The sequence below is a fragment of the Jonesia denitrificans DSM 20603 genome, assembly GCF_000024065.1.
Taxonomy (GTDB): domain Bacteria; phylum Actinomycetota; class Actinomycetes; order Actinomycetales; family Cellulomonadaceae; genus Jonesia; species Jonesia denitrificans.
This window is the reverse complement of sequence record NC_013174.1, coordinates 468467-492883: the sequence shown is the minus strand read 5'-3', so window position 1 is coordinate 492883 and position 24417 is coordinate 468467. Positions and strand designations below refer to the sequence as shown.

The 24417-nt window shown below is 59.7% G+C and carries 17 protein-coding genes and 1 pseudogene; 4 read left to right on the top strand and 14 right to left on the bottom strand.

Annotated features, from left to right (window positions below; genetic code table 11):
* Nucleotides 1-32: 32 nt before the first annotated feature.
* The 8 genes and pseudogenes from JDEN_RS14340 to JDEN_RS02265 form a co-directional block, all read right to left on the bottom strand.
* Nucleotides 33-215: pseudogene (locus JDEN_RS14340) on the bottom strand (transglutaminase-like domain-containing protein); the annotation flags it as partial.
* A 1484-nt stretch (nucleotides 216-1699) separates the two neighbouring features.
* Nucleotides 1700-2887, bottom strand: a complete 1188-nt coding sequence (locus JDEN_RS02295) for a DUF58 domain-containing protein (RefSeq protein ID WP_015770755.1) — start codon at nucleotides 2885-2887, stop codon at nucleotides 1700-1702.
* A gap of 12 nt (nucleotides 2888-2899) precedes the next feature.
* Nucleotides 2900-3859, bottom strand: a complete 960-nt coding sequence (locus tag JDEN_RS02290; protein WP_041288069.1) for an AAA family ATPase — start codon at nucleotides 3857-3859, stop codon at nucleotides 2900-2902.
* A 189-nt stretch (nucleotides 3860-4048) separates the two neighbouring features.
* A complete protein-coding gene (locus JDEN_RS02285; RefSeq protein ID WP_015770753.1) occupies nucleotides 4049-10180 on the bottom strand; it encodes an Ig-like domain-containing protein in 6132 nt (2043 codons plus the stop codon).
* A complete protein-coding gene (locus JDEN_RS02280; RefSeq protein WP_015770752.1) occupies nucleotides 10177-11994 on the bottom strand; it encodes a serine/threonine protein kinase in 1818 nt (605 codons plus the stop codon). The genes JDEN_RS02285 and JDEN_RS02280 overlap by 4 nt, the downstream gene beginning before the upstream one ends.
* On the bottom strand, nucleotides 11991-13556 hold the full coding sequence (locus JDEN_RS02275) for an FHA domain-containing protein (RefSeq protein ID WP_169304090.1): 1566 nt from the start codon (nucleotides 13554-13556) through the stop codon (nucleotides 11991-11993). Before JDEN_RS02275 ends, JDEN_RS02280 begins: the two co-directional genes overlap by 4 nt.
* 41 nt (nucleotides 13557-13597) lie before the next feature.
* Complete coding sequence (locus tag JDEN_RS02270) at nucleotides 13598-14461, bottom strand: PP2C family protein-serine/threonine phosphatase (RefSeq protein ID WP_015770750.1); 864 nt, start codon at nucleotides 14459-14461, stop codon at nucleotides 13598-13600.
* A gap of 25 nt (nucleotides 14462-14486) precedes the next feature.
* Complete coding sequence (locus JDEN_RS02265; protein WP_015770749.1) at nucleotides 14487-14864, bottom strand: FHA domain-containing protein; 378 nt, start codon at nucleotides 14862-14864, stop codon at nucleotides 14487-14489.
* A gap of 137 nt (nucleotides 14865-15001) precedes the next feature.
* Between JDEN_RS02265 and JDEN_RS02260 the strand changes: the two genes are divergently transcribed.
* Entirely contained in the window at nucleotides 15002-15823 is an 822-nt protein-coding gene (locus JDEN_RS02260) for a tryptophan-rich sensory protein (protein ID WP_015770748.1), read from the top strand.
* On the opposite strand, the gene JDEN_RS02255 is transcribed toward JDEN_RS02260, so the two are convergent.
* Complete coding sequence (locus JDEN_RS02255; protein ID WP_015770747.1) at nucleotides 15820-16560, bottom strand: FadR/GntR family transcriptional regulator; 741 nt, start codon at nucleotides 16558-16560, stop codon at nucleotides 15820-15822. The genes JDEN_RS02260 and JDEN_RS02255 overlap by 4 nt on opposite strands.
* Nucleotides 16561-16674: 114 nt before the next feature.
* Between JDEN_RS02255 and JDEN_RS14035 the strand changes: the two genes are divergently transcribed.
* The 3 genes from JDEN_RS14035 to JDEN_RS02240 are packed head-to-tail and all read left to right on the top strand — an operon-like array spanning nucleotide 16675 to nucleotide 18552.
* Nucleotides 16675-17604 (top strand): cation diffusion facilitator family transporter, encoded by a 930-nt coding sequence (locus tag JDEN_RS14035; protein ID WP_015770746.1) that lies wholly within the window; start codon nucleotides 16675-16677, stop codon nucleotides 17602-17604.
* A 7-nt stretch (nucleotides 17605-17611) separates the two neighbouring features.
* Nucleotides 17612-17959: an ArsR/SmtB family transcription factor gene (locus JDEN_RS13335; protein ID WP_015770745.1), complete on the top strand. Its 348-nt coding sequence runs from the start codon at nucleotides 17612-17614 to the stop codon at nucleotides 17957-17959.
* Nucleotides 17956-18552 (top strand): uridine kinase family protein, encoded by a 597-nt coding sequence (locus tag JDEN_RS02240; RefSeq protein ID WP_015770744.1) that lies wholly within the window; start codon nucleotides 17956-17958, stop codon nucleotides 18550-18552. Before JDEN_RS13335 ends, JDEN_RS02240 begins: the two co-directional genes overlap by 4 nt.
* 95 nt (nucleotides 18553-18647) lie before the next feature.
* On the opposite strand, the gene JDEN_RS02235 is transcribed toward JDEN_RS02240, so the two are convergent.
* From JDEN_RS02235 to JDEN_RS02215, 5 genes are all read right to left on the bottom strand, one after another.
* The gene (locus tag JDEN_RS02235) at nucleotides 18648-21176 is read right to left on the bottom strand and encodes an ATP-dependent Clp protease ATP-binding subunit (protein WP_015770743.1); all 2529 of its coding nucleotides are present in this window, start codon (nucleotides 21174-21176) and stop codon (nucleotides 18648-18650) included.
* Between the two features lie 125 nt (nucleotides 21177-21301).
* Complete coding sequence (locus JDEN_RS02230; protein ID WP_015770742.1) at nucleotides 21302-22447, bottom strand: glycosyltransferase family 4 protein; 1146 nt, start codon at nucleotides 22445-22447, stop codon at nucleotides 21302-21304.
* Between the two features lie 51 nt (nucleotides 22448-22498).
* Nucleotides 22499-22924, bottom strand: coding sequence for a D-aminoacyl-tRNA deacylase (dtd, locus tag JDEN_RS02225; RefSeq protein WP_015770741.1), 426 nt, complete (start codon nucleotides 22922-22924; stop codon nucleotides 22499-22501).
* 1 nt (nucleotide 22925) lies between these two features.
* Nucleotides 22926-23255, bottom strand: coding sequence for a DUF2516 family protein (locus tag JDEN_RS02220; protein WP_015770740.1), 330 nt, complete (start codon nucleotides 23253-23255; stop codon nucleotides 22926-22928).
* A 25-nt stretch (nucleotides 23256-23280) separates the two neighbouring features.
* The gene (locus JDEN_RS02215; RefSeq protein WP_015770739.1) at nucleotides 23281-24390 is read right to left on the bottom strand and encodes an FUSC family protein; all 1110 of its coding nucleotides are present in this window, start codon (nucleotides 24388-24390) and stop codon (nucleotides 23281-23283) included.
* Between the last annotated feature and the right edge of the window lie 27 nt (nucleotides 24391-24417).

Below are 24417 nucleotides of genomic sequence, written 5' to 3'. Positions count from 1 at the left end.
GACTCGTCCGGGGTGGGGAAATATGACACCCACCCGTGGCCATCAAAGTAAACCTCCACCCAGGCGTCCATATCCGAACCAGTGAACGTCAACGAGTCCCCTTGAGCGCGCTCATCCTCCGTGGGAGCGAACCCCATCACAACACGCGATGCGAATCCCTGCTGCCGGGCAAACAGCGCCATCGCTGACGCATACTGTTCGGCGTCCCCCACCATCAGGTCAGCACCAAGAAGTTCAGCGATACGCGCTGAACCATGCCCTGACAGCGACGCGTACCCTGACACTTGCTCACCGTGAGAGAAAAAACCACGCTCAACAAAAAACTGTTCAAAAGACCGAACAACCAGCGGGACGGTACTAGCCTCACGAGCCACGAGGGACGCCTGCTCAGCGACCGCGGTGGGAATATTGTCAGCGTCAGCGATGGCGATCCGCCCGGCACGCGCATCGCCAAGTTGCTCATCGGTGGGTTGAGGTGGAACCACTGACGTCACCGAGTAGCTCAGACCTTCACTAATCCCTTTGACGTCAATAGCCGTTCCCGTCGCGTCGTTATACCGGACGTCCTTCGCGACACCACGCTGATAGGTGATGCCGCTGAGATACCCCACAGTGGGTAACCACACACCACGCAACGCGTGAATATCAATAGTTGTTGTCGCCACTGGGCCCTCAACAGTGCTCTCTACCCGCTCTCCAATGCGTCGAAAAGCCCCAGAGCCCGCGCGGTCACCATCACCAGAAACGGACCATACCACCCCGTCGTAACGGTCCATTGTCGCGAGGCGAACAGTTGCGCCATCTGGCAAATCAGTGACCGTGACCAGGTCGGTGTCAGCGAACTCTTTGATGAAATAGCGGTACTGGCTCAGCGGACTGATCTGGTCCTGCGGATCAAATGGAGGTTCAACCACTGTACGCAACACAAAACGCGGGTTTTCCAGCACCATCATCGGGGCCGTAACAAGGGGAATCACCACAGATGCGACCAGAACGACAGCCAGAGCAGCCACCCGGCGCGGGCGCCACGTGCGCATTCGCCACGACCCCCACACCATGATGCTCACAACAATGAGCATTCCAATAAGGCTTGCACGGGGAGCGGTTGACGTTCCCCACAGAATACCCACTGCAAGGGTCACCAACGGAATGGACGCAGCAAGCAGCGTCATCGTCCAGGTCCGGCGGCGCACTGCCAGTGATGCAGCGATGAAAGCCCCCAAAAACCCCATCAGGAAAGGTAACAACAGCAGTCCTGTGTCCCCGCCAAGTGGTGGGTCCAAGGTTAATGCTTGTTTCCATGAGGCGACTAACCCCACCAAGGTGCCTTGAATTGACTCACGCGATGGGAGGACACCTGCGATCAGGGTAGGACCATAAGCAATGATCCCGCCAACAAGGATGTACACGCCAAAGGTCACCACGAGTGTGATGGGTAACGCCCATCGCGCATATGCCCCAATCACCACCGGTAGTGCGCCAGTCAGCACACCACCAATAACCGCATACAACGCCCCTTGACTTCCGTAGGCTGGCAGGATAGGTAACAAGGAAACAGCCACAAGCAACACAATGAGGGCAACATCAACAAACGCTGCCAGGGCCCCCCAGTCGCCAAACGTTGAGGCGGGGGTTGTGCGCGCCCGCCGTTCTTGGGTGGGGGTGACTGGGGCCACGTGGTGTGGCATGGTCGGTGTGGTCATCTGGCCACCGCCAGCGCGAGTGTTCGTGGCAGATCCGTCATCGTCGCTAGCCGGATCACCGTGAGTTGGTCACGGTGCGTCACCGACGGCTGTGCGTCAACGGAACATTCCACCACGACGATACGCATCCCCGGGTCGAACAGGGCAAGCCGTTCACGCAGCTCTGTGGGGCTTTGTTGAGCGCCAGTGATGACAAAAGCCAATGTTGCGGTGGGTTCCTCGCGCACCATGGTGCGGGTGATCCACTCGGTCGGTGTGGCGGTGGTCTCCAGGCGACACGAGTCGTTGAGCAGTGCTTTGGGGGTTGTGGTGCGCAGGGTGTGAGTATGACTGAGAACGGTCAGTTCCAGTCCGTGTCGGATAGCGTGCACCGCAATTGAGGCTGCGACAGACACCCCAAGTTCGAAGTCGTCTTCTGTTGCCCAGGACGCTGCGTCTTCATCAACACCAAGGACTGTGGTGGTGCGGCGGGTGTCCTCGTACTGGCGCACCATGAGGCTTTGGTTGCGGGCTGAGCTTTTCCAGTGGATGTTGCGGACGTCGTCTCCTGGGACATATTCACGAAGCGCGTGGAACGACATGTCGTTGTCGGAAATTGTTTTGCGTGTTTGGCCTTCGAGGTCGCGCAGGATTCCAGCCATTTGGGTGGTGAGGGGAATGGTCATGGGGTGAACGTAGAGGTCGTGGGGTGTCGTCCACACAATTTCGCGGCGGATAAGTCCCAGTGCGTCAGCGCGCACCGACGATACCGGTCCAACCGTGATCACGGCACGGCGTTTAGTGGGTATGGCAAAGATTTCGTCATGGGTTTCCCCTGGGCCAAGTGACGGGAGGGAGAACTCTGCTGAGCGCCGCCCCACGGGCATTTCGATGCGTGCAGGCATGAGGCGGCGTTTCCCGATGTTCGTGACGTCAACCTGCCCGATTGCGCGTTGTCCCACACGTACAGTGGTGTCAGCGAGGCTGAGAGCGACCGCATAGTGTGAGCGTCCTGCAGTGTACAGAGCGGACACGCTGATGCCGATGATCGCGACGATCGCTCCGGCGAGGAGTTCACGCCACGAAGCCACCCACCCCACAATGAGACCAAGGAGTGCAAGCACAGCAAGGTACACCGCGAGCGGGCTCACACTGAGTCGACGGAGCCTCACATCGGTGGACCATGTTGCGGTGGGAGATGACATGGGGTGGGTCACTCACTTGTGCTCGGCGGGTGGGGTCACACTGGTGAGGATTCTGTTCATCACGTCTTGTGTGGTCACCCCCGTGAACTCTGCCTCCGGGTCCAGGATGATGCGGTGGGTGAAGACTTCTGGCGCAAGTTCTTTGATGTCATCGGGGACAACATAGTTACGTCCCTGGGCAGCTGCCCACACTTTTGCGGCTCTCACCAGGGCTATGCAGCCACGCACAGACACACCGATGCGGGTTTCTGGGTCGTTGCGGGTGGCTGCGCCAAGACGGGCAACGTAGTCGGCGATGGCTGGGTTGAGGTACACGTGGGCGGCGATGTCTGACAGGACTGTGATGTCTTCACCACTGATCACAGGGCGTAAGGATGCGGTGCGGTCGCGCTGCGCTGAGCCGGTCAGGATGGTGATCACTGAGTCGTGGTCGGGGTAGCCGAGGGAGGTTTTCATGAGGAACCGGTCGAGTTGGGCTTCTGGAAGCTTGTATGTTCCGGTTTGCTCGATGGGGTTTTGCGTGGCGATGACCATGAAGGGGCGACCGGTCCCGTAGGTGACGCCGTCAACAGTGACTTTCGATTCCTCCATAACCTCAAGAAGGGCCGACTGGGTTTTGGGTGAAGCACGGTTGATTTCGTCGGCGAGGACGATCGATGCGAAGACTGGCCCCCGGTGGAATTCGAAGCGTCCAGCCCGTTGGTCGTAGATGGTGACACCGGTGACGTCTGAGGGCAGGAGGTCGGGGGTGAACTGGATGCGCGAGTGGGTGCCTTCAATGGAGGCGGCAAGCGATTTAGCGAGGACTGTTTTCCCGGTTCCTGGCGCGTCTTCGAGGAGGATATGCCCTTCCGCGATGAGTGCGGTCAGGACCAACCGGATGACACGTTTTTTGCCCAGGATAGCTCGCGCAATGTTGTCCACAATTGCGGTGAACATTGTGGCGAATCGGGCGGCGTCTTGCGTGGTCATGGGCGTTGGTGACGCGGTCCCCGTCGGTGTGGGTACTCCGCCTGATTCGGGGGTCTTGTTTTCTGCGGCCACCGTTGTCCTCTCCGTTCGTGGTCAGCCCATCCAGTATGCACTGACTCTACGACACTTTCTGTGCTGACCATGACGCGTCGTCACTGGTTGTGCTATCGGCGTGGGCTGGGGTTGATCTTATGGTTCGTAGGTAAACGGTGTTACTGCTGTTGCGCCGACCCCAGTGCTGGTGCGGGCACGCAGATGGAGGTCAAACTCGCCCCCCGCATCAGGGAGCTCAAGGTCTGGCCAGTGGGTCCCCGACGTGTCCTGCCTGCCACCGATCCATTTCCAGTCACTACAGGTTCCGCCACGCACCGACCAGCATGCTTCATACTCTTGGATGCGGTAGCCGCGTTCCTGTGCGGGCTGCCAGCTCACGGGAATATTCCCAGCGTCCGTCACTGTGACCTCAACACTGGTGGGTGCGGTGGGTTGCCGCAGGGTGAGGGTGGTGGCCGTCAGAGGGCTGGTGCCGGACTTGTTTGTCGAACGCCCTTCGATGGTGATGACGCCGTCCACCTCGTTGCGCCGTACCGACAGTCCAGTGATGGCGTCCCCGGAACTGATGGTGCGCCATTCACCGCCGTTGATGCGGTATTCGTGAGTGACGTTGCTGTATCCACCAGTTGCCCCAGCAGTGAGGGTGAGGTTGAACTCGTCGTAGTTGTGGGAGAAGTTCGCCTCAAGGGTGGGACGTTGTGGTGCAGTCACTGGGGTGGCACCAGGCAGGGTAGTCCACTCGGAGCATGCTCCGCGTGTATTGCAGGCACGCACCTTGTATGACGGTGTGGCTTGACCTGGGGTGAGGCCGTCAAGTCGGTAACTGGTGCCGGAGATCTGCCCTGGTACCCCCGATAATTCATAATGAGTGATACCAATTCCGACCCCACCGGTGGCTGACGGCGCAGACCAGTTGAGCGTGATACGGCCCCCTTGTGCGTAGGAGCGTGTCTCATCGACAGCGGTTTGTCCTGCACCTGGGGATGAGGGGGCAGAGAACGTGGAGATCGCATCGGAAGTGCCTGCTTTGGAGGTTCCGGCACGGTTGGTGGCGCGCACCGCGAACCGGTAGTCCACCCCGTCTTGGGCGTTGGTGAACGACCAGTCGGTGGCCCCTGGGTCCAGGGTGACTGTCCTGACTTCAGTTCCTCCTTGGAGGACCGTCAGCGTGTAGTTGCGCAGGGCGGCACCGTTTGTGGAGTCAAGACGCCAGGACACTTTGATTTCTTGGGCACCGCCAAGACGTGCGGACACGCTTGGGGTAGGGGGTGGACCTGCAGGAGTTGCCGATGCGGACAATGGGCTCCAAGGCCCTGCCCCTCCGTCAGTGAGAGCAGAGTTATTTGCCCGAACCCGTACCTTGTAGGCAGTTCCGTTGGTCAACCCAGTCAAGGTGGTGCTTGTTCCGGAGACCTCTTTGACGGTGACACCTGCGCCACCGACCCCTGGGGAGAGTTCCACAGTGTAGGAACGGATGGGTGAACCGTCGTTGGATGCCCGCTCCCACGTGGCGGTGATTTGTCCGTCACCGTCAGTCAGTTGTGGGGTACCTGGAGCGCCAGGAAGGACATCCGGGGTGATCCCACCTGAGGTCGGTGATTCGTCGGAGTACCCTACGTCGTTGAGGGCCGCCACGGTGAACCGGTATTCGGTTCCGTTGGTCAGACCTTCAAAGGTGCAGCTTGTCGATGCGCATGTTTGGGTTGCTCCCCCTGGTTGCGCTGTGACCCGGTACCCGGTGATGGGTGCGCCGTTGGCGTTCGGTGCGTCCCACGCAACGGTGACAGCCCTGTTGGAGGGGTTAGACACTCGTGGTGTGCGTGGTGCGTCAGGAACTTTACGTACGGTGAGATTGATGGTCGCTTCCGTGACACGGTTGGGGTCGTTAAGACCGTCCGCGACGGTTGCGGCAACCCTGACAGTTCCTGCGAAGTCAGCCCCGGGGGTGACGGCAACTTTATTTCCCTGCACGGTGGCCGTGGTTCCGGTGCCCGAGGTGAGAACACGGACACTGGTGATTCGTAGGCCAAGACCCACCGGGTCGTAGGCACCTGCGAGGAGGTCCACTGTTTGGCTTTCACCTGCGTTCGCGATGACATCGCGGTCGCTGACTGAGGGTGGTGGCTCGGTGGAGGCTACAACCTCGAAGGGGATGGTTTGCTGAATGGAGCCAGCGAGCCCGTAATTGATCGTCAGGGCAAGTGACCCTTGAGTTCCTCGGGATAGTTCAGGGGGCGCAGACACACTGAGGGTTGATCCGTCAATGCTCGCAAGGAATCCTGACGTGGCAGGGCTCGCGACCCGGTACCCAAACTCAGTGTTCGTTGCCCCATCGGCGGGAGTGGTGAAGAGGTTCAGGTCGACGGTGATGGGGGCTGAGCCTTGCGGGACACGCACCAGTGTGGGTGAGAACGTGGGAGGAAGGTCTTCTTCGGCAAACACAGTGATGGGAAGCGTCAGAACGGCCGAACGCCCACTGTCAGATTGGGTGGCAGAATCCCACACCTCAAACGTGATGGAAGCTGTGCCTGCGAATCCTGGGCGGGACACAAACCGGAGGGTGGTGGCGTCAACGGTGAGGGCAGAACCGTCACTTTGGGTAGCACTGACTGTGGAGGTGTCGAGTATTTGTGCGGTTTTGCCTGTTCCCACCTGAACAAACTCAGCAAGGGGGATGGTCAGTTCTGCGCCTGATGCGACCCGGAGTTCGCGGACACGAGGACGCACTGTGGGCGGGAAGTCACCCAGGGCCGGCACCGTGATGAACGCGTAGGTGTAGGCACCGGAGTCGTGGCGGTTCTCCAGGCGGTAAGGAATGGTTTGTGCGGTGTCAGTCAGCGTGACAAGGACCCGGTCACTACCCACGACCTGGGCCACGTCACTGTGGCTCGGTGGGATGGACAAGCGCAGGTCGCTGAGTGGTCCGGACGGGTTTTCGGCCACTTCCATGACATCGACTTCCACCGTGGACTTATCGATCACCTCGGTGGGAGCAACCGTGATGTCTTCAGCAAGGGGCGCTGCGATTCCTGCATCTTCGCTTACATGAACACGCAGAACCGCATTTGCGGTTCCCCCGACCGGGTTGGTGACCTGGTAGGGGATGGCATACGTTTTGGTCTCAGCGTCTTGGGGTACTTCAACAGCGATCCGGCGGCCACTGACCGTCGCGATCAGCCCTTCTACGTCCGGCAAAGGTTGGATAGTGAGGTCCAGTCCGGAGGGGTCAATGTCGTTACGGAGCACACGCACTTCCACGTTGGCGCCAGGTTCGACGGTGACTTCATCATCGGTGGCAACAATCGGGAGTGCGCCTTCTGGTTTTTCGACCAACCCAACTCGGACCGTGGCAAGAACCCGTTGTCCCGTCCAGTCTTCGACCGCGTACGTGAACACATCGGTTCCTCGGGCTGTGCGTGATGCCGTGTACTCGAGCCAGGTCGCTCCTTGAGCACTAATAAACCCTTGAGTGGGTGCTTGGTCTCCTAGTCCAAGAAGTGTGACGCCGTCGCCGTCCACATCAATGCCGGTCAGCGGAATAGGGATACGGATCGTTTCGCCCGCATACGCGCGCGCTGTGATGTTGCGTGGCTTCGGAGGTGCTTTGGCCTCCGGGTTGGACTCATGAACAAGAATGGTCAGTTCACCGGACCCAAGGTTGCCGTGTTCATCGCGCACAGTAAATGTGGTCCGCGTTGTCCGTGGTTCGTCGGGGGCCTGGTACCGGATGACGTTCCCAGACACGAACATCAGCCCTTCCGCTTCGCTTAAGGGTTCCGGGAGGTCTTGCACCACGGAGATCGTGTCACCGTCGGCGTCACTGGCGCTGTCAAGAACAGGGATCGTGACAACACCACCGGTGCGTACGGTCACGGTGATGGGAGTGACTTCTGGTGCACGCTGCTGCGTGGATGGCTCAGTGGGCTGCACCAAGATCTCACCGGTCACTCGGGCATACCCGTTATCAATCTCGTAGGTCACCACTTCAGGTTCTGTCAGGGCAACCCGCGATTTGATCGTCACATACCGGTGTTCGGTCACACCAACTGACAAGGTCGACGCATCAGAGGTGGTGACACCGGTGATGACCAGTACACCACCGTTGGGGTCAATATCGTTGGCAAGTGGCGCGACAGTGACTTGGCCACCAGCAGGAAGGAGCGCAACATCTGAGACTGCCACTGGCGGTTGTGGTTCACCAGGCCATTCACGCACATCGATACGCGCTAATGCGGTGATGCTATGCGGTGAGGACACAACGTTCGCCCGGACATAATACGTTCCTGGCGTTGGGGCAGAAAACGTGAATGTCCCTGCGTCGAGGTCAGTGGTGAGCGTTGTCCCCGCCACTTCTTCCACCCCAGCAAGACGAGAGGGCTCTGCAGAACGGCTATTGAGCGCTGCGAGTACATTCACCTCGACGGGTGAAGACACATAGGTAACCTCGTGAATGGGGTCCACGGTCGGGGGTAACGTGCCCAGTGGGGACACCTCCACGGCAACGATGCCGGTTGTTCGCTCCACACCATCCGAGACCACAACACTGACAGTCTGCACACCTTGGGAATCAACATCCGCAATGTACGTCATGATGCCGTCTTGGCTGAACCGGACGGCCCCTTGCTCACCCTCAATGGTTGCGGCTTCCAGCACCAGTTGGTCACCATCAGGGTCAAGGAAATCAGCGAGAACGTTGTATTGGGCCTGCGCGCCTTGCTCAACTTCCATGCGTGACTCATGGATCTGTTCCGGCGCGCTATTGACCCCGGTGTCACGCACTGTCAACGACACAGTCGCTGTGGACGGTGGGTTGGTTCCTCGTCCATCAGAAATCGTGTAGGTGAACTCCTGCGTTCCCGACGCATTCTCCGCAACTGTCACCTGCAACGAACGACCCGAATGGATCTGCCGAACCGTCCCAAACGCATCAGGCAGAGCACCCGTCTCTGACACGGCGATAATCCCGCACTGCCCCACCGTGTCATTACCCAAAATGTTCAGGACCGTGGTTCGCCCCGCACGGACCCCATACTCGTCATCGTTGGCTTTCGGAGCCCGGTCATCTGTCTGGCATTCTGCGGTGTTTGCCTGAACTAGATCCGAGTCATCGTCGTCCGGGTTCTCGTTCTCCAGTGAATCCGGGGACTGCACCTCACTCCAGTTTGGCTCCTCAGGTTGCGGAAGTTCCTCGGGGAGCCACACCCGCCCCTGGACAACATCGTTCAACACAACAACACGCCGGTTCACCCGGAACACCACCTGAGAACCTTGACTCATGCCCTCAATACTTTGAACAGTATTCCCATCACAGGTGTTGACATAGTTGTTCGCTGAGGCCGCCCACGCACCATACGTGCAGGCACCCACCACAACCGGGATAGCAGGCTCCCCCTGCATCCCTTCAGAAACAACTGTGACATCACCAGAGTTGAGGGACACCGACAGCAGTGCACGATCAGTGGCAACCACCACTGCCTCGCCGTGCGTTGCTGGGGCAGCAAGCGCAACCGTACTCCCATATTCTTGGAGGTTCACTGACTGGCGCGGTGTGTACACGGTGGTTCCCACCGCGAGAACGGGGGTTGACCCCACTGCGGTGAGTTGTGGTGTCCGTGATTGGTCACGCGCGCCGACGGGCAAACCGACAGCATCTTTTAAGGTGACTGGCTCAGATGCGACTGCACCTGACCCCGACCACGATGACACAGCCCCCGTGCCTGGGTCCCACGCGTGGACAATTCCGGAGCGGTCCACTGTGCTCACCGCACCGTCACCGAAGTCAGCAAGCGGCGGAGTTGTATCGTCAATGGTTGTCAGGTCACTGACTCGTTGGACCCACACGGACCCTGAATCGTCAGTGACTGCCAGGACACCGGCCGCCATCGAGGTGGCAGCGCCTGCAGGGATCTGCGCAACCGCATCAAACGCGACATTTGCAGGGTCAACACGTGACAATGATGCACCTTGTGCAATGAGCACGTCCTGTCCATCTTGCAACACGTCAAACGTTTGGTCGGTGGGGACGACACCACCGTTAATTTCTTTGACCTTCGCGTGGTAGCGGCCTGCTTTCAGCTCGGTGGTGTTCGTGATCCACACAGAACCGTCGTTGAGGTCAACATCGGAGATATCGTAGCCAGGGTTAATAATGGCAAGGGTGGCAAGGACAGCTGGAACAGCAACACCTACGGTCACTGAAGACAACCGGGTTGCGGAAAGAGGCTCAGAACGCTGGGACCTACTGGTGCGTTGTGGCCACCATTTCACTGACTGCACTCCCTTGTTGGTGTTGTTGACGCTTTCCCGTTCTCGCGAACGAGGGACACCTCAATACACACGGATTCTTGCCCGCCCACAAGAGGGATTTGGGCAAGGGGGGCCTGAGTGCGCGTGGGGGTGCCGCTCCCGTCCACATCAACGATCCGCCACACATAACTATCGCCCTGAGCTGGTTGTGGGTTGTCCCAGGCGAACGTGACAGACGATGAACTCGATTGAGCGACCCGGAGATTAATGACTGACGGAACCGATTCCGTCATGTTGAGATCTTGCGTGTCGTTGTACACCGGGTCTGTGTCGTTCTCGTTCACCGCATCGTTGTTGATCATATTCTGCCCGATGACAACAAGAATGGCTATGATCGCGAGCAACGACACAACGGTGGCGACAACCCGCCCACGACGTTGTCGGCGTTGACCTGCTGGCTGTTGTCCCCGTACTGCATCGTAGAAGTCAGGGGCGCGGTCGTCGGTGTCCTCGAATGTGCGTGGTTCGAAGCTGTGTTCGTGCTGCCTGGTTGCTCGTTGCGCGGACCAGGTTGGTCCTTGTGCACTGCGTTGCCCGAGACCACCCAATTCCGGTGAGGGTCCGGGAGTAAGTGGGGCATCGGGGTGGGCGGGAACCGTTGTGATGGGCCGCAACCGCGTTTCCCGTTCAGCTTCGTCCACATCCGGGTGGATGGTGGAGACGCTACGCATGCGGGTGGCAATATCCTCTTGGCCAGTTGGGTCTACGCCGGTATCGACGATGTGCGGGGAGTTTGTGGTGTCAGGTGCAGGTGGCGCGGACGGGGCCGAGGGCGCGAAGGAGGTGGGAAGTGGGCCACTCGTTTGTGGTGGTTGGGAGGAATCCTGACCTCGCACAACGGTCACAGACCGTTCGGAGGAGGCTTTGGGTGGTGATGATGCTGAGGTTGCTGGGGCGCTGGGAACAATGTCTGGAACGTCAACACCGGTGACTGGGAGTTGAAGTTGGCGTTCTATGCCTTGCAGGGCGTGCGCGAATGCGAGCGCGGAGGAGAATCGGTGGTTCGGGTCGCGTGACATGGCCCGCGATAGCACCGACTCCAGTTCCTCTGGGACATCGACTCTCCCGATGGCGGGGAGTTGGGTGCGTTCGATTCGGGTGATGAGGTCGGTGGGGCTGTTGGTTTGTCCTGGGATTTCAAAGGGTGACCGACCGGCTAGGAGCGTGTAGAGGGTTGCGCCCAGTGAGTACACGTCTGAGCGTGCGTCGCCGTAGGGTTCGTCAAGGAGCATTTCTGGTGGCGCCCATGGGATGGACATGCCAGCTGCAGCAAGTTTGTCCCCCACTGCACCGGCGATCCCAAAGTCTGTGAGGGCGGGCCACCCGAAGTCGGTGGCGAGGATGTTCGCGGGTTTGATGTCGCGGTGGAGCACACCTGATCGGTGTGCTGTTTCTACTGCCGATGCGACCCTCACCCCCGTGCGTAGGGTTTCTGCAACGGAGATGCGTTCGGATCGGAATCGTGCGCCGAGCGATGGTTTCGCACAGAACTCCATGACGAAGTAGGGGCGCCCGTCTGATGCGATCGCTGCTTGGTGGATCGTGACAATTGATGGGTGCTGGGACAGGCGCGCCATGATGTTGGCTTCTGCGAAGAACGCGTCCCGCGCGCCGGCATCCAGTGAGGTGGACAGCAGTACTTTGACGGCTACGGGGCGTCGTGGGAAGTCTTGGCGATATTCGAAGACGTCAGCAAATCCGCCCATACCCAGGAGCCCGACGTATTCGAAGCCGGGGATTTTGGGGGGCAGTGATGGTTGCCGACGTCCGCTCATCTGTTGTCCTCAAGCTCGAACGTGACCCCGTCACCGAGGTCGACGAGCGCACCGGATGATAGGGGGGTTGGTTCGTCGGGGTGAAGTCGTCGTGGCTGTTGTCCTGGTTCGGTCAGGAGAACACCGTTGGTCGAGTTGAGGTCGGTTACGAGAACGAGTTCCCCGTCGATGCGGACTTGTGCGTGGGTGCGGGACACGTCGTTGTTTGGGCTGGCCACGTTGACCAGTCGCGGTAGTTCGTGTACGGGAAGGCGGGACGCTTGGGGTGCTCGACCGATCAGGACGGTTCGGTCCAGGGGGATGCGGACACCGTTCGATAGTTTCAGTGTGGGGATTGGAACAGCTCCACCTGCGGAAACAGGTTCGCTGGGGACTCGCAGTGAGGAACTGGTTTCCATGGCTTGCCGGTATTCGACGAGGTTGCCGGTCAAGATGGTTGAGCTGTGGTCGTCATCGCTGCCTGGGTCTGCCTGGGGTTCTTCGGTGACTTGGCGTTCTGAGTCAGGCTGGTGTTCTGGGTTGACCTGGTGGTGGGGGTTTGGGTGTTGGGGTGCGGAGGGCTGGGCACCCGACGTCGCGGACGGCGTCGGGGTTGGCGCCTTGGTTTGTTGGGCGAGGTAGGCGGGTAGCCCAGGTTGGGTTGCTTCCCCTAACCGGGGAGCAGTTGGTGGCGGCGGAGGCGGAAGCGTGGGTGTTCCCCCTACGTGACGCTGCGCTTGGTTGGGTGTATGAAGCGCTTGGTAGTCAGGTAGTGGGATGGCCCCTGACGCAATGGCTGAGGATGATTGTTCCCACCCAGTTCGCGCATCGGCTGGTGACCTGTGCCGTTCAGGTGATGGGGCAGGCGATGCGGCACTGCGCGAAGCACCGTGATCGTCAGAACCGCCTGACCGGGACGCGGCCGCTTCCATGAGGTCGTCATCGACAACGGGCATCACCTGGGTGACGGCTTTTTGCCGGCGATCCCAGGCTTTCACCTGGGCTTTTAACGCTTCTGGGACGGCGGTCATCCCGTTCTTCCGCGATGAAGGTGCCGCCGCATTGTGGGGGCGGGGAGAATCATCGGAACCAGTGAGCGCACGAGCGATCTGGTGAGCGCCTGTGGCAGGGTGTTCGGTACTGAGCACGGGGTCGTCAGGGTCATCCCAGCCAAGCGAACACAGCAATGACACAGTTGTGACCCCGGACGCAAGGTAGTCAGTGTCAGTGCCAGCGAGCGTGAGACCTGGAATACCGCGAATACAAAATTCTGCAGCAGGGAGGTCCGCGTATTCGCGCCAGGTCGCCGCACCATCAGCGTCCACCGAGGAGTAACGCCCATCGTGATTTAACAAGAGCACAGTGAACAGTCCCCGCACAATGACGTGAAGTGCAGTCCCCCGCAACTGAATCAGCGCAAAATCAGGCATCTCCTCAAGCCCATCCTGCGCCAGCAAACTCATGCACCGTTGCACCCCACGGTCAGAGGACAAGGCATGCCACAGGTGAACTCCCGTTTCTCTGTCAATCGGGTGATCATCGCGGCGCGCACGCATCACGATAAATGTGTTGTCTCTTGCCACGGTGAGCAAGTGTCCTTTGCCGGCACGGCACAGCATCATCGTCAACTCCTGGGATACCTCGGCGTCGTGTGCTCGAAGGTTTCATCCAATGCTACGGCAGGGGGTAGTTCTGTTGTGGCATCGTGTGACGTACCTGTCGACTCCTGGACCTGCGCTGCCGCGTATCCGACAACTGCGCTCGTCACAATGACAACGGTGACGTTGTCACGACCACCCGCAGTCACTGCACTGGCAACAAGCTGCTCAGCAGCGTGTTGTGGATTGAGCGAGGTCGCCCAGATCGCTTCGATTTCTTCGTCGTCCAGTTCGTCTGTCAGACCATCAGAGCACAACATGATTTCGTCGCCTGATTCGACCGGGAGCATCCAATAGTCAGGGAGCGGTGTGGATTGAGTTTCCAGCGCCTTCGTAATGACGTGTCGTTGCGTGTGGGTGTGCGCCGCGGACCGGTCCACCGCGCCGGAATCAATGAGTTCTTGGACAACGGAATGGTCCACGGAAATTTGTTCTAGCTGGGTACCACCGCGCGCCCCTGGATCACCGTGCGCCCCTTGGAGCCGGTAGGCCCGGGAATCGCCTAGGTTGAACACCAGCCAGTACGGGGCACCGTCTTGGAGAGTGACGCCGACGCCACACACTGTTGTTCCGCCAACGCCCTTGGTGAGAGAATCCCGAAGGCGTGAGGCTGCACGTTGGAATGTTGCATCAACGAGACCCGGATTAATCACTGAGTACTGGGATAATTTCGAAAACTCGTCCACTGCGATGGACGACGCAATATCCCCATGTTGGTGCCCACCCATTCCGTCGGCAACGACGAACACGGGCAACCCTGCAAGGAATGAGTCTTCGTTGACTGTGCGGCGGTTCCCATGAGATGTTGCCGCTCCCCAGGCGTTGTCCATCGATACTCCTTTATGTGCCTGATGGCTATCGGTGCAGTTCCACAGTGAGGGTGAACTGCCCAAACAGTATGGTTGTTCCAGGACTAAACCGCACACGCTGGCCGGGGCCACACAGGATTTGCTGGTGGTCCGGGAGCGTGACCACGGTGCCGTTTGTTGAATGGCGGTCAACAACATACGGTCCCGCGGAATCAACCGCGATGAGCAGGTGTGTTTTTGACACCGTGCGATCAGGGTCACGGATAACAATACGGGTAAACGATTCTTCTCCGCTGTCACGTTGGGGGTTACGCCCGATAAGCGTGGGGGTGGTCAGGGCGTAGCGTTGACCGTCACTCAGTGCCAAGGTGTAGCGCATGGGCTGAGTAGTGTCGCTGATGTCGTCCCAGGTGGTGGTGTTCATTGGTTTCCCGTTGCGAGGTGGTGTGTGCTCAAGGAAAATGATGCCAAACTCAAGGGCTTTTATGTTCCATCTGAGACGGCGGTTGGGGACTTCTCCTGCTGCGTACTGAGGCTAGCGCCGACGACAGGGAGGGTGCGATGCGCGAAATTTCACCATTAGTGCGGGCCACAGCGGTGATGGTGGTTTTTGTTGTCACCGTCGTTGCGGCAATGTTTGGTTCTGGCGTGTTCGATGGAATGTCGATGTCTGAGACAGCTAATGGGGCGCTTGCCCCTGACGCTCATTATGTTGCTCCAGCAACGGCAGCATTTGGAATTTGGTCGGTCATTTATGCGGGCTTGTTCGTGCTGTGCGTGTGGCTGTTCTTTCCGTCCATGCGTGAGACACGTTTTGTTGGGCGTTCCTGGTTGTGGTTCTTAGCATCGTTAGTGTTGAACGCTGCCTGGATTCTTGTTGTGCGTGCAGAGCTATTGTGGCTGTCTGTGCTCGTTATCGCGGCGCTACTTTCTGTCTTGTGTGTCCTGTTGGTTCGACTCCAGCGCGATGAGTCACTGCCAGGTTCAGCGCATCTTGCGTGGCGGGTGGTCATGGGGTTGTACGCCGGGTGGGTGACGATCGCATCGATCGCTAACATCGCATCGGCTTTGGTGTTCGCTGGGGTCACGGAACTGGCCCCCGGTGCGAGCGTGTGGGCAGTGGTGTTGTGTGTTTCTGCAGTCATCATCGCGGGCATCTATGTGTTTCGTTTGCCTGCCTTGCCTACCGCCCCGCTTGCGATCGCTTGGGGTTTGTCGTGGGTGTCCGTGGCACGGCTTGGTGACACCGCACCAAACGTCGTGGTCGGATGGGTGGCCGCATTTTCGGCGGTGGCCATTGTGTGCATTGTGGCTGTGCGCATGATTCAGCACGCACGGTGGCGGACAGCGTCTGCAGCCTCAGGCGGAGGCGCAGTTGGCTAGGTGGTGCGTTGACCTAGTGCGCGCCGATAGAACCCCTCAATGTGCTGTTCCACCGCTGTTGCCGCCCCAGTCGCATCGCCTTCTTGCAGTGAAGAGATGATGTGGCGGTGCTCGTTCATGAGTGTGTGTGCCAGACTTTGCCAATCGTCAAGACGAGCGCTGCCTGCAGCAACATAGTCAGCAATGGCTTGACGCAGTCCAAGCATTGTTGCTTCGCACAGAGTGTTTCCTGCTAGTGCGACAAGTTCGACATGGAATTCTGCGTCAAGGCGTTGGAACTCTTCGTGGTTCAGTGCACTTGCTTCCATGTCCTCAAGGAGCGCGAGCGCTCGGGTGAGGCATGTCTGCGCAGGTTGTGTGGCGTCGGCTTGGTTGTGGAGGCTTTCCGCCGCACAGCGCATAGCTACGTTTTGTGCTGCCCATGTTTCGATGAGTAGTCGCATTTGGACCACGTCGTGGACGGGCATGGCACCCGATGCGAGGTGAAGTTTGATGGCTGCGCCGAGTCCGGCGGCGGGACGGTCAATGAGGATCGCTCCCGCGTCTGGCCCTGATCCGGTTCCTCTGCGAATAATGCCCATCGCTTCCAGGACGCGGAGCGCTTCTCGAATTGAGGCTCTCGAGACAGCGAATTCTTCGGCGAGTGCGCGTTCGGAAGGGAGGTGGTCCCCCAGCTGCCACCGGCCTTCTGCGAGTCCTGTTTCGATGCGAGAAAGGACGGTCTCATAGGTCTGCATGCGTTCATGGTAGCGGGCATGGGCGCCGCACGCACTCTGTGGTCAGGCCACAGAGGCTTGCCACCCTTCCCAATACATGCAAACATGTTCATGTTTTCATTTTAAGGAGGAGTGATGCCCCACAACCACACACCACCACCCCCGCGCGACCACGACGCCGCCTACCGACACCGCCGAGCGCTACTGTGGGCGTTAGCACTCACTGCAAGCGTCATGATCATCGAATTTATCGTCGGGATAAACATCGGTTCACTAGCCCTCCTCGCCGACGCTGCCCACATGGCAACAGACACAACCGCACTCCTCCTCGCCGCCCTCACAGCCCACGCCACAACACGGCCTTCACCCGCGCATCGCAGCTTTGGCCTACTACGACTCGAAGTCCTCACCGCCACCATCAACGCCCTCCTCCTCACCGGCCTCTGCATCACCATCGTGGCCGAAGCCATCACACGAATAGGGTCCCCCACCACCATCCCCCCACACACCCTCCTGGTCACCGCAACAATCGGGCTTCTTATCAACCTCATCAGCTGGCGAATCCTCCACCCCAGCGCCCAACAATCAATCAACGTCAACGCGGCACGCCTCGAAGTACTCGCAGACCTCATCGGGTCAGTCACCGTCATCCTCACCGCCCTCCTCCTCGCCTGGACCGGCTGGTGGTGGCTCGACTCCCTCGCGGCCATCAGCCTCGCAGTCCTCATCATCCCCCGCACCGCACACATCCTGCGCGACACCATCCGCATCCTGCTCGAAGCCGCGCCACGCACGACATCCATCCCCGACCTCACCGCCGCACTCGCCACACTGCCAGGGGTGCGCCAGGTCCACGACGTCCACGTCTGGACCATCACCACCGGAGTCACCAGCGCCAGCGCACACCTGCTCACCGCACCTGGCACACCACATGCAACACTCCTCCCCCAAGCGCTACAACTCCTGTCACATCGCTACGCCATCGATCACGCTACGATACAGATCGAGGAAAACCGCCGCGTCTGCCACGGGACTCCCTCCCTGCCCTGTACCCCTGCCCAGTGAGAACACCGTGCCGCACCCTAACCACGACAACGACAGCCCACCCCCAACCACCATCAGCGACCACACCGCAACCCACCTCGCGGACACCTTCTCACTCCTCGGCGACCCCAGCAGAATCCGGGTCCTGGGCACCCTCCTCGACGGCCCAAAACGAGTCCTCGACATTGCCCAGGCCTGCGGCCACACCCAATCTGCGACATCCCACTCACTCAGGCTCCTGAAAGCACACCACGTTGTCGCCGGAGAGCGACACGGGCGCGAAATCCACTACGCCCTCGCTGACGACCACGTGCGCGCACTACTCACCCTGGCCCTTGCGCACATCGCCCACCTCGACACACACCCCAACGCATGAGCGCCGCCCCCACCACCCGCATCATCCTGCTCACAGGACCGTCAGGATCAGGCAAATCCCGGCTATCACAACGTCTTGGCCTCCCCGCGGTGAACCTCGACAACTTCTACCACGACCATGACCACCCAGGGTTACCCAGCCGTTTTGGCATCGTTGACTGGGACTCACCAGCAGCCTGGAACCACAACGAATCACTGACCGCGCTTCTCTCCCTGGCCCATACTGGACGCGCAGACATCCCGATCTACGACATCTCCACATCACGACGCACCGGGATGGCGCACGCCGACGTCACCGGCGCGCCCTTTGTCATCGCAGAGGGAATATTCGCCGCTGAACTCATCGCAGACGCCACCAGCCACGACATCCTCGCTGATGCCCTATGTATTTCCCGGCCACGCGCCCAAACGTTTATTTTCCGGCTCATGCGTGACCTCGCCGAAGCGCGCAAACCTCCACTGACCCTCATCCGTCGCGGGCTAGGTCTCGCCCGCGATGAACCTGGCCAGATCGCCGCGTGGGTCGACAAAGGATGCGTTCCTGTCACCATCGCCCAAGCGACCGCACGCGTCGAATGCCTCCTGCGCCCCTAACAAAAACCTCCCCGGCAAGCGACACGCTCACCGGGGAGGTTACTGGGGTGTGTACTGATCAGGTGCGCACAATCAAGGTCCGCACCTGCGCAGCATCACTCAACTGGTGGCAACTCCTTCGGGTCAACACCACCGTCTGCCGCGACCGCAACAGCCACTGACTGGCGGTCACTATGCGACTCGGCACGGAACGTGAACTCACCCAAAAGGCCCTCACCTTGTGCATCAACAACAATGATGTCGCCAGCACCAAACTCACCAAAGAGCAGTTTCTCCGACAGGACATCTTCAATGTCACGTTGAATAGCTCGACGCAACGGCCGTGCACCAAGAACAGGGTCATACCCCTTCTCTGAGAGCAACTTCTTGGCAGCGTCCGTCAACTCAATCGACATGGCCTTGTCTGCAAGACGCACATTGAGCTTGGCAACCATGAGGTCCACAATCTTGAGGATCTCCTCGCGCGACAGTTGTGGGAACACAATGACGTCATCAACACGGTTGAGGAACTCGGGCCGGAAGTGCTGCTTGAGTTCTTCGTTGACCTTGGACTTCATACGCTCGTAGGTTGTTGTCGCATCATTGTTCACGTTGAACCCAACCTGAACACCCTTCGCCACATCCTTCGAACCAAGGTTGGTTGTCATGATGATGACAGTGTTCTTAAAGTCCACGACACGACCTTGGGAGTCGGTGAGGCGTCCTTCTTCAAGGATCTGCAACAACGAGTTGAAGATGTCAGCATGCGCTTTTTCCACCTCGTCGAACAAGACCACTGAAAATGGCTTGCGGCGTACTTTCTCCGTGAGCTGACCACCCTCGTCGTAGCCCACGTACCCTGGAGGGGAACCAAACAGGCGTGACGCGGTGTGCTTTTCACCAAACTCGGACATGTCGAGTTGGATGAGAGCATCCTCATCATCAAAGAGATACTCAGCCAACGCCTTAGCAAGTTCGGTTTTACCCACACCGGTTGGACCAGCAAAGATAAACGAACCACCCGGACGCTTGGGGTCTTTCAATCCTGCACGTGTACGACGGATCGCCTGCGAGAGCGCCTTGATCGCACGGTTTTGACCAACCACACGCTTGTGCAGCTCAGCTTCCATATTGAGGATGCGCTGAGACTCTTCGGCGTTCAGACGTGTGACCGGGATACCCGTGGACATGGCAAGAACTTCAGCGATCAAGTCCTCATCAACCTCAGAGACCGTGTCAAGGTCCCCGTTCTTCCAGGCTTTTTCTTTATCCTGGCGTTCCTGGATGAGGTTCTTCTCTTTGTCGCGCAGTGCCGCGGCCTTCTCGAAGTCCTGCTCGTCGATCGCGGATTCCTTCTCGCGGCGCGCATCAGCGATCCGCTCATCAAGTTCACGCAACTCTGGTGGCGCTGTCATCCGGCGAATACGTAACCGGGCCCCTGCCTCATCCACAAGGTCAATGGCCTTATCGGGCAGGTAACGGTCATTGATGTACCGGTCAGCCAATGTGGCTGCCGCAACCAGCGCATCATCGGTAATGGACACACGGTGGTGCGCTTCATAGCGGTCACGCAGACCTTTAAGGATCTCAATGGCGTGCGGCAGGCTCGGCTCAGCCACCTGAATAGGTTGGAATCGGCGTTCCAACGCAGGGTCTTTTTCAATGTGCTTACGGTACTCATCCAACGTGGTTGCACCCACCGTTTGGAGTTCACCGCGCGCAAGCATTGGCTTCAAAATGGATGCCGCATCGATGGCACCTTCAGCCGCACCAGCCCCAACAAGGGTGTGGATTTCGTCGATGAACAAAATGATGTCACCACGAGTGCGGATCTCCTTGAGAACCTTCTTCAGCCGCTCTTCAAAGTCACCACGGTAACGTGACCCAGCAACCAGCGCCCCAAGGTCAAGGGTGTACAGCTGCTTGTCTTTGAGAGTCTCTGGAACATCCCCTGCCACGATGTCTTGGGCGAGGCCTTCAACAACCGCCGTTTTACCGACACCAGGTTCACCAATGAGGATGGGGTTGTTTTTCGTACGACGCGACAGCACCTGCATGACGCGCTCAATTTCTTTGCCACGCCCGATAACCGGGTCAAGTTTGCCTTCTCGTGCCGCTTGGGTGAGGTTGCGACCGAACTGGTCGAGCACAGCGGACCCAGCAGGAGTTGGCTCATTGGGGGCACCAGAACCGACAGGTTCCTTACCTTGGTAACCCGACAACAACTGAATGACTTGCTGACGCACCCGGTTGAGGTCTGCGCCGAGCTTAGTGAGGACTTGCGCAGCAACTCCTTCACCTTCACGGATCAGCCCAAGCAGGATGTGCTCGGTGCCAATGTAGTTGTGTCCCAGCTGCAATGCTTCCCGCAGAGACAACTCAAGGACCTTCTTGGCACGTGGGGTAAAGGGAATGTGACCACTAGGTGCTTGCTGCCCTTCACCGATGATTTCGGTGACCTGGGAGCGCACAGCATCCAGTGAGATGCCCAAAGATTCCAGCGCCTTTGCGGCGACGCCTTCGCCCTCGTGGATGAGGCCGAGCAAAATGTGCTCAGTCCCGATGTAGTTGTGGTTGAGCATCCTCGCCTCTTCTTGGGCGAGGACGACGACACGTCGTGCTCGGTCAGTAAATCTCTCAAACATGCTGCGCTCCTTACGAGTGCTGCCCACGTGGGTGCAGACATGGGCTGGCTTGTATACGACTCTAGTGGGTCGCAACGCTCACTGAGGCATGGATATGCCTGTGTTCGCCAGCGGCGTGAAAGCTGTTACGCGGTGTAGATCTCAAGGACGCGCCGACCGATGTAGTCCACATCGAAGCGTTGCGCAGCTTCGTGCTGTTCAGCGCTCGCTGTTGCGCGCGCGTCAGCGTTGTCGACGTAGTGGGCAAGCAGTTGGGCGAACGCTTCGGTGTCGGTGGCGTCAACGAGTCGGTCGTCGAGCCCGTCCATGACAGTTCGGTAGCCGGGGTTGTCGCCGGCGATGACTGCACCCCGGCAGGCGGCAAGTGCCTCCACCACCGATATTCCGAAGCTTTCTCCGCCGGTGGAGGGAAGCGCAACGATGTCTGCGGCAGCGAGAAGTTCGGGCTTGTCGTCTTCGGCGATATACCCGGGGAAGCTGGTGATGTCGTCAAGTCCGGTTTCAGCAACGTAACGCAGGTAAGTGTCAAAGAGTGGGCCTTTTCCGGCGATCACCAGTTCAAAGGGGGTGGTGGTGATCTCTCGTAGCCGAACGGCGGCTTTGAGGAGTTCTCCTGCGCCTTTGCGTTCCACTAGGCGGCCGAGGAAGAAGATCCGAACGCGTTCGTTCGCGGACAGTTCCGCAGATTGGTTCAGTTCTGCTTCTCGTGCTTGGTTGAAGCCAAGCATCCGCACGGGGTTCCCGATAATGGTGGGGGTGACGTGCAGTGCGGTGGTGGCGAAGTCGGCGGCGGGTTGGGAGACGGCAATGATCTCGTGGAAGCGTGTGAGTTGACGGCGTTGGATTGCCCCCAGTGCGTGGGTTCCTACCTTGGTGAGGGTTGACCACGGCATGATGTGGAACGTTCCCACAATGCGTGTGGTGGCTGGTGCGGCGTTGATGATGGCACCGGCGAGCAGGGGACTGTAGGGCATGTTGATGTGCAGGACGTCAAAGTGGACGTCGGTAAAAAGCTGCCGGATCGCCGATCGGTCAGCGGGTAAGGGGATGCCGAGCCTGTTGCCGTTGAAGGTGATGGGAAGGTTTTTTGCTAGTGAGTGGATGCGGGGGATGTCGGTGCGTTGGGTGGTGGAGGTGAGGTAGTGAACGGTGTGGCCTTTTCCGGTGAGCCAGCGACCGAGTGTGAGGACGTGCTGTTGGACTCCATCGGGTCGGTCGAGTGAGTCGTCGATGACAAGACCGATGGTCAGTGGGGTGGGGTTGGTGGTCATGCGCTCTCCTTGGGGCTGAGTGAGCGGTGGTGTGGTAGCAAGGTGGCGGCCTTACGTGTCCACGATGATAGTCACAGGTCCGTCGTTGGTGAGGTGAACATCCATGTGTGCACCGAACACCCCGGTTGAGGTGCTGATCCCGCGGGCGGTGAGGTCATTGACGACAGCGTTGACCAGTGGTTCGGCAACGGGGGCAGGGGCTGCGTTGTTCCAACTGGGGCGGCGGCCTTTTGCAACATCGGCGTAGAGGGTGAATTGGCTGACCACAATGACGGGGGCGTGCGCATCGGTCACTGATTGTTCGTGGTCGAGGATGCGCAGGTCCGCGATTTTGCGGGCTATTGTGGCGGCGTCGGTGGTGGTATCAGTGTGGGTCACCCCGATCAGTGCCACGATCCCTTGTCGGTCAAATTCTGCGACTGTGACCGAGTCGACGGTGACTTTGGCTGCCGATGCGCGTTGCAGGATTGCCCGCACGTTACCAACTCCGTGGGTTGTTCTGGTTGCCGCCGGTTGTTCCGTAGGGTTTCAGCGCGGGGCGTACGTCAGCGAGGTAGATGAAGGCAGGCACTGCGATGAACAGTGCGCTGAGGTTGAGGTAGCCCGCACCCAGTGGTGGTTGCAGACCGAGGAAACCGATGAGGGCGGAGGCACCGAGAAGGATGGACCAGAATTTTTTTGTGCGTTTGCCTTCCGAGGTGAAGGCTCGTGGTGGTCGGCGTAGCGCATCGACGAACGCCCATACTTCAAGGGCGAAGCAGGTGGTGGTGATGACAAACAAGATGGCTGCCTGGAGTTGTGCGAACACTCGGTCACCTCAGGGTGTGGGCGGGTCAGGTTAAAGCGGCGAGGGCGTCGCGGGCTTCTTGTTCGCTGGCCCCTGCGGCTTCAAGCAAGTCTACGATGGCGGAGCGCAACACTAAAATGAGTGCTTGTGCTTGCCAGTCTCGTTCACCGAGTGCGCCGGGGGCTGCTTGTTGGGCCACGGTGGTGAGGTATTCGCGGGCCACGGCGAGGTCTTTGCCGTGGCCGATGGCGTGTGCGAGTTCTCGGGTGGCGGTTGCGGTGGCGGTGAGGAGTTCGGCGACGTCGTCAGCGCCGGGTCCGGGGTGCAGTGTTTGGGCGCGGCGGGCGACGACTCGGGTTGATCGGATGGCGCGGTCCACAAGGACGCGTTGGGTGTCGAGTTCGGCGATGTGGCTACGGTAGCGCCGGGCGGTTGCATTGATGCGGGTGGCGTTGAGGGCGACTGCGCTGATGGCGGCCCAGTCGTTGAGGGGCACTTGGGTGGAGCGGGCCCGGTTGATGGCGTAGTCCCGGTCTTCTTGGGTTCCGCTGGTGACGGCAGCGGCGATGTGGGTGAGGGTTTCGGCGAGTTCCGTGGTGGCGAGTTGAGCGGCGGAGCGGACGCGCCTCACCGGGTTGTTGGGAATGATCGCGGCGATGAGGGTGGCGACTGCGGCGCCGACGAGGGCGTCGGACCAGCGTCCGAATCCGCCGCCGAGGGCGGGGCTGAGCACTCCGATGGGTAGTCCGACAAGGACGACTGCTTGGGTTCCGGCATGGGTGGCAAGGGGGGAACCTGAGCCAACAAATCGTGCGATGAGCACGGCGATGAACACGATGACAGCAACTTGCCAGGGGCCGGAACCCACTGCGTGGGCAAAGAGGTCGCCGAGCCACACGCCGATGGAGACACCGATCCCGGTTTCGGCGACCTTCCGCACTGACCGGTCTGCTGTATATCCAAGGGATGCCCAGGCGGCGACGGGCGCGAAGAACGGGTAGGGGTGTCCGACGACGTGTTGTCCAGCCCAGTAGGAAAGACCACAAGCGATGGCGGCTGTTGTGGTGGGCCATGCGGCTCGGGTGACGCGCGCCCAACCGCGGCGCGCCCAGAGGTAGGCGCGCTGGTGGAGGCGGTCACGTGGTGTTGTTGACACGGCGGGGCACCTTGCGATGTGGCGGGC

Coding starts and splice junctions, on each gene's coding strand:
- JDEN_RS02280 (WP_015770752.1), bottom strand. CDS start 11,994: ATGAGCGGACGTCGGCAACCATCACTGCCCCCCAAAATCCCCGGCTTC.
- JDEN_RS02255 (WP_015770747.1), bottom strand. CDS start 16,560: ATGCAGACCTATGAGACCGTCCTTTCTCGCATCGAAACAGGACTCGCA.
- JDEN_RS02270 (WP_015770750.1), bottom strand. CDS start 14,461: ATGGACAACGCCTGGGGAGCGGCAACATCTCATGGGAACCGCCGCACA.
- JDEN_RS02290 (WP_041288069.1), bottom strand. CDS start 3,859: ATGACCACGCAAGACGCCGCCCGATTCGCCACAATGTTCACCGCAATT.
- JDEN_RS02260 (WP_015770748.1), top strand. CDS start 15,002: ATGCGCGAAATTTCACCATTAGTGCGGGCCACAGCGGTGATGGTGGTT.
- JDEN_RS02295 (WP_015770755.1), bottom strand. CDS start 2,887: ATGTCATCTCCCACCGCAACATGGTCCACCGATGTGAGGCTCCGTCGA.
- JDEN_RS14035 (WP_015770746.1), top strand. CDS start 16,675: ATGCCCCACAACCACACACCACCACCCCCGCGCGACCACGACGCCGCC.
- JDEN_RS02230 (WP_015770742.1), bottom strand. CDS start 22,447: ATGACCACCAACCCCACCCCACTGACCATCGGTCTTGTCATCGACGAC.
- JDEN_RS02265 (WP_015770749.1), bottom strand. CDS start 14,864: ATGAACACCACCACCTGGGACGACATCAGCGACACTACTCAGCCCATG.
- JDEN_RS02240 (WP_015770744.1), top strand. CDS start 17,956: ATGAGCGCCGCCCCCACCACCCGCATCATCCTGCTCACAGGACCGTCA.
- JDEN_RS02235 (WP_015770743.1), bottom strand. CDS start 21,176: ATGTTTGAGAGATTTACTGACCGAGCACGACGTGTCGTCGTCCTCGCC.